Source organism: Candidatus Darwinibacter acetoxidans (assembly GCF_041936445.1).
GTDB lineage: Bacteria > Bacillota > Limnochordia > Darwinibacteriales > Darwinibacteriaceae > DTU010.
This window is the reverse complement of sequence record NZ_JBHGXH010000304.1, coordinates 1-4,758: the sequence shown is the minus strand read 5'-3', so window position 1 is coordinate 4,758 and position 4,758 is coordinate 1. Positions and strand designations below refer to the sequence as shown.

Genomic DNA, 4,758 nt, shown 5'->3' with positions numbered 1-4,758 from the left:
ACCGGGAACTAACCCTCTCCGATTTCCAGCGGCACATATCGTCCGCAACCTGCGAGGACCTAGCAAACCGCGGCGTGGGGCTCTTTGTCCCCAAACACAAGCAATAATGACCAGATCGGGCGCGGGGAATTTGCGATCGATTAATGAAACTAGGCGGGGCCTGGTCTGTCTGCCGGCCCAGGCGGCTCTCAGAACGGTCGAGTAGGTCGAGCAACACGACGAATTGCCGGGGAAGAACTCACGCGGTCTTCCTTCTGGAGGTCAACCACATCAGCATAAGAAAGCCGGATACGGCCGAGACGGCAGACCCGCACAAGATCCCGATTTTAGCCGCGGTTAGCATCGCGGGGGCATATGCCAATCCCGCAATGAACAACGACATCGTGAAGCCGATCCCGGTGAAGAGACCACCGGCTGCCAAGAGGGACCAGCTCAGGCCAAGCGCCCGAGTCGCGAGCCCGAGGCGCACCGCAAGCCAACTGAAGGTCAAGACTCCGATCGGCTTGCCGAACACCAAGCCCCCAAAAATCGCCAGGGATACCGACTGCTCGAAGTCCGCGCCGGAGATTACGATTCCGGCATTCGCGAGCGCGAAGATCGGCATGATCGCAAAGCCCACCCAAGGGTGAAGCATCACTTCCAGTCGTTCCACAGGGGAAAGGGACTCCGTTATCGCAGTACCGGCTCGACGGAGGTCGCGCCGATCCGTTGTATTTCCGGTCGAGTGGTCGCCTTTCGGGTAGGAAAGCATGCGATGGAGGATAGAGCGTAGACGCTCGTCGCTCACCCATATGCGTGTCGGCGTCATCAGACCCAAGACAACGCCAGTGACAGTCGGATGGATGCCAGAGGCGTCGAAGCAGAGCCAAATCACGCCTCCGAGCAGGAAATAGACGGGCACGCTTCTGATCCCTAGGCGGGCGGATCCTGCGACGACCGCGAGGCCAAGCATCGCAAGAGCGAGCGCAGCCCAATTCAGGGTCTCGCCATAGCCCACAGCCACGACTAGGATAGCGCCTACGTCATCGAAAATTGCCAACGACAGGAGAAACAGGCGAAGAGTTGGGGGGATGCGGGAGCCGAGGAGCGCGAGGCACCCTATGACGAAGGCCGTGTCGGTGGCCATCACGGTTCCCCAGCCATGCATCCCCGCTTGGCCTTTCATCAGCGCAAGATAAATTGCCACAGGCACGAGCATTCCGCCGAGCGCACCTGCGAATGAGAGCGCCGCCATGCGTAAGTTGCGCAACTCCCCCAGGGCAAGTTCACGTTTGAGCTCAAGAGCAACCACAAAGAAGAAGAGCGTCATCAAGGCATCGTTAATCCAGTGTCGCAGCGAACGGGTGAAGTCCAATGAGCCGAAATGGAAGCCGATTGGCGTCTCCCAGAAAGTCAGAAACGGTGTGGACCATGCCGAGTTCGACAGGATCAGGGCAGCAAGTGCAGCAAGGAGCAACGTGATACCGGCCGCGGCCTCGATCTTGAGAAATCGCGCGAAGGGTTCGGTGAACCGGTCGGCAATCTCGGGCGGTAGGCCTGCGTTGTCCTGATGCATCGCGTCAACGATGTTTGCGTGGCGGGCTTTCATCGTTGCCTCCTACGGCGTTACGATGAGCCCGATCTTCTTCTTTACAATCAGATCAATTTGTCCAGTTGGTTCCGACGGGGAACATCTTGCAACAACCAGCCTGCCAAGCAGAATTTAAGCGCCGTATAAAGTTCATCCGCTTATCGCGACCGCCAAGGTCATCGGGTGTCGTCCGAACGTTGGCCAGAAACGATGTCGCCGTTCGACGCCATGCCTTTTAGGAATTTGAAGATGTCGCTGTCCGTGGAAAGGACAATGGTCGTATTGTCGGCTATGATAGACTTGTACGCCTGCATAGTGCGTGTAAATTCGTAGAATCTTACCGCTTCAGGGCTCTGGTTGTAAGCCTTGGCGTAGATTTCAGTGGCTTTAGCATCTGCCACGCCGCGGATCTCCTCAACTTTACGGTAGGCTTCGGACTGGATCTTATTCAGGTCGCGCACACGATTGCCGCGAATCCTGGCGGCCTCGCCGTTGCCTTCCGACAGGAAGCGTTCCGCAATCTGCCGCCGTTCGCTGATCATTCGATCGTAGATCTTTGGGCGCACGCTTTCATTGTAGTTGATGCGCTTGAATCGGATATCGAGCAATTCGATTCCGAATACTCGAACCTTCTGGGCAGCTTCGGTAAAGATCTCCTGCTCAACCAGTTCGCGTCCCTTTTGAATCGGCACCAGTGACCCAATGTCCTGCGCCCGTTCCGTGGCGGTGAGGAGGGCGTCGCGCAATGGCACTCGATCCTTGGTGGTGCGGACGATCTCGATCAGTTCATGCTTGGCGACCGCGTTACGGATCTCGCTGCCTAGAATATCGTCGAGGCGGGATTGAGCGCTTCGTTCATCGCGCAGCCGGAGAAAGTATTGGAGGGGATCCGTAATCCGCCAGCGCGCGTAGAGGTCGACGGAGATGTAGAGCTTGTCCTTGGTTGGCATATCCGACGGGCTGCCATCCCACTCCAGAATCCGCTTGTCGATCGCATTGACGTTCTGGATGAAGGGAACCTTGAATTTCAGACCCGCGGATGTCACGGGAGCGCCGATGGGTTTGCCAAACTGAGTGATAATCACTTGCTCTACTTCACTTACCGTATATAGGGAACTCATCAAGATGTACGTCCCAATGCCTAAGACCGCCAATAGGGCAATTTGTTTGATCTTGCTCATGGCTGGGGTCCCTTCTGGGGATCGAGATTGAGAAATGGCAGGACGCTGCGTGTCTGTTCATCGATAATGATCTTGGAGCGTATGCTCGGCAGTACGTCCTGCAGTGTCTCGATGTAGATGCGGCGACTGGTGACCTCCGGGGCCTTGCTATATTCCGCCAACAAGGCGCTGAACCGGGCGGCGTCGCCTTCTGCTTCATTGATCCTCTTGAGCCGGTAACCGTCGGCCTCGCGGATTCGCTGATCCTTTTCGCCCTCGGCAAGTGGGATCACCTTGTTGTAATCGCGCCGGGCTTCGTTGATCAGCTTCTCTTTCTCCTGTTGGGCCTGGTTGACCTCGTTGAACGACTCCTGCACCGGTTTGGGCGGATTGATGTTCTTCAACTGCACCTGGTCAATGCTGATCCCCATTTCGTATTTGGTTGAAAGTGCCTGCATCTTGGTCAGCGCTTCCGCTTCGATTTCCTGCCGGCCGATGGTAATGACCTCGTCCACGGTACGGTCGCCGACAACCTCCCGCATAACGGATTCAGAAACATAGCGGAGGGTTTCTCTTGGCTCCCGAACCTCGAAAAGGAATTTAACGGGATCCGAAATGCGGTATTGAACGACCCATTCCACCAATGCGGCGTTCAGGTCACCCGTCACCATCTGTGTTTCCCGCTGTTCGTCGCGAGGAAGAGGGCTCTGGAACGGATCTGTGGCGCCTGGAGTCGCGAACCCAAATTCTTGCTTCAACTGCCGTTTGACCGGAACGATTGTCGCAACGTCAATGCCCAGCGGTATCTTGAAATGCAGACCCGGCGGAACGTCTTTTAGATATTTACCGAAACGTTGCACGACTGCGACGGAATCGCTGGGCACAGTGTAATAGGCCGTCCATGCGCCAACCCCCACCACGACAAGGATGGCGAGGACGATTACGCTGCCCGGGCTGCCTGTCGGCATGATCCGCTTAACCCTATCTTGCCCCCGGCGGATTAGATCTTCCATATCAGAGCCCGGTCGGGCACCGCTGCCCCAAGGGCCGCCCCGACCACCGCCATTGTTCTGTGATGACATTGAAATGCCCTTTCGTGTTCTGCCGCCGCTGGTCGAACTGATAACCAAAGACTGCGGCGGTGACGACGAGTGCGCCGCTGACGAGGTGGCGGCGTTTCAAACCAACAGGCCATTGAAGCTACTGCTCCGCCCAAATCCGCAAGCGCTGCAGACCCAATCATTTTCAACGAGACCTTCCCGACAATACGTCGACACCACTGGAGCAATAGCGGGATGGTGGCAGCTGGGACATCGCGGGCAATTCGACGAAAAGCACGCTAATGGCGTCGGCGCTTGGATATAGTGCTCCTGAGCGAACGCGCCGCGTGGGAGGCGTTCTATTGGATAAAGGATCATCGGACTGATATGGGTATACTGAGCCCAATTTCGAGTTTTTTTCGTAGATGCTCATCTGACTGTGCGGCAAGCGGTCGGAGTTGGAGCTCGGTTGACCAGAAGACTCACCGCGTGATCGCGGCCGAGACCGCGCCGAAGGCCCAAGTTCCGCTCTCGGTAGAGGAGGTCGAGGCGGCGGCCGCGCGCACTACCGTTTACTTCACGGAGGATGCCCGCCGGCGCGGCTTCATCGAAGCGGTCACTATCCCCACGATGCCGAAGCAGGACGTGTTCTACCTGACTGACCAGTACCTTGCGGGGCTACCGGGCTGAAGTATACGCGGCCACGGTTCCATGGCCGGGCGCTAATTCCGTCAGGGCGGGCCCATTGCTTCGCGCCGCTACGATTCCAAGGAAGGACGCGATCACGAGAAAGGGGGGTTTATTGGAGCAGCGGATTAGGGGGACTGCAGTGCTCGGTACGACCTTCGTAAGAATGTTTGCAGTTTGTTGGCTTCAATGAAGCCGGACCTCGTCGATCTGAGCAGCCCACATTGAGTAATCCAGGTGGACCACTCAGTGTGGCGAGATCTTCTACACGCCGTGGAGGCTCAGATGGCCACGAACTCGG

Annotated in this window: 4 protein-coding genes; 1 reads left to right on the top strand and 3 read right to left on the bottom strand. The window is 57.3% G+C overall.

Features of this window, described 5'->3' with window-relative positions; genetic code table 11:
• Positions 1-238: 238 nt before the first annotated feature.
• From nhaA to hflK, 3 genes are all read right to left on the bottom strand, one after another.
• Positions 239-1,555 (bottom strand): Na+/H+ antiporter NhaA, encoded by a 1,317-nt coding sequence (gene nhaA / locus ACE4YL_RS12760; protein ID WP_461369683.1) that lies wholly within the window; start codon positions 1,553-1,555, stop codon positions 239-241.
• Between the two features lie 191 nt (positions 1,556-1,746).
• Positions 1,747-2,751 (bottom strand): protease modulator HflC, encoded by a 1,005-nt coding sequence (hflC, locus tag ACE4YL_RS12755; RefSeq protein ID WP_461369682.1) that lies wholly within the window; start codon positions 2,749-2,751, stop codon positions 1,747-1,749.
• Positions 2,748-3,812: an FtsH protease activity modulator HflK gene (gene hflK / locus ACE4YL_RS12750; RefSeq protein ID WP_461369681.1), complete on the bottom strand. Its 1,065-nt coding sequence runs from the start codon at positions 3,810-3,812 to the stop codon at positions 2,748-2,750. Before hflK ends, hflC begins: the two co-directional genes overlap by 4 nt.
• Positions 3,813-4,259: 447 nt before the next feature.
• On the opposite strand from hflK, the gene ACE4YL_RS12745 reads away from it, so the two are divergent.
• On the top strand, positions 4,260-4,460 hold the full coding sequence (locus tag ACE4YL_RS12745) for a hypothetical protein (protein WP_461369680.1): 201 nt from the start codon (positions 4,260-4,262) through the stop codon (positions 4,458-4,460).
• The last annotated feature ends 298 nt before the right edge of the window (positions 4,461-4,758 follow it).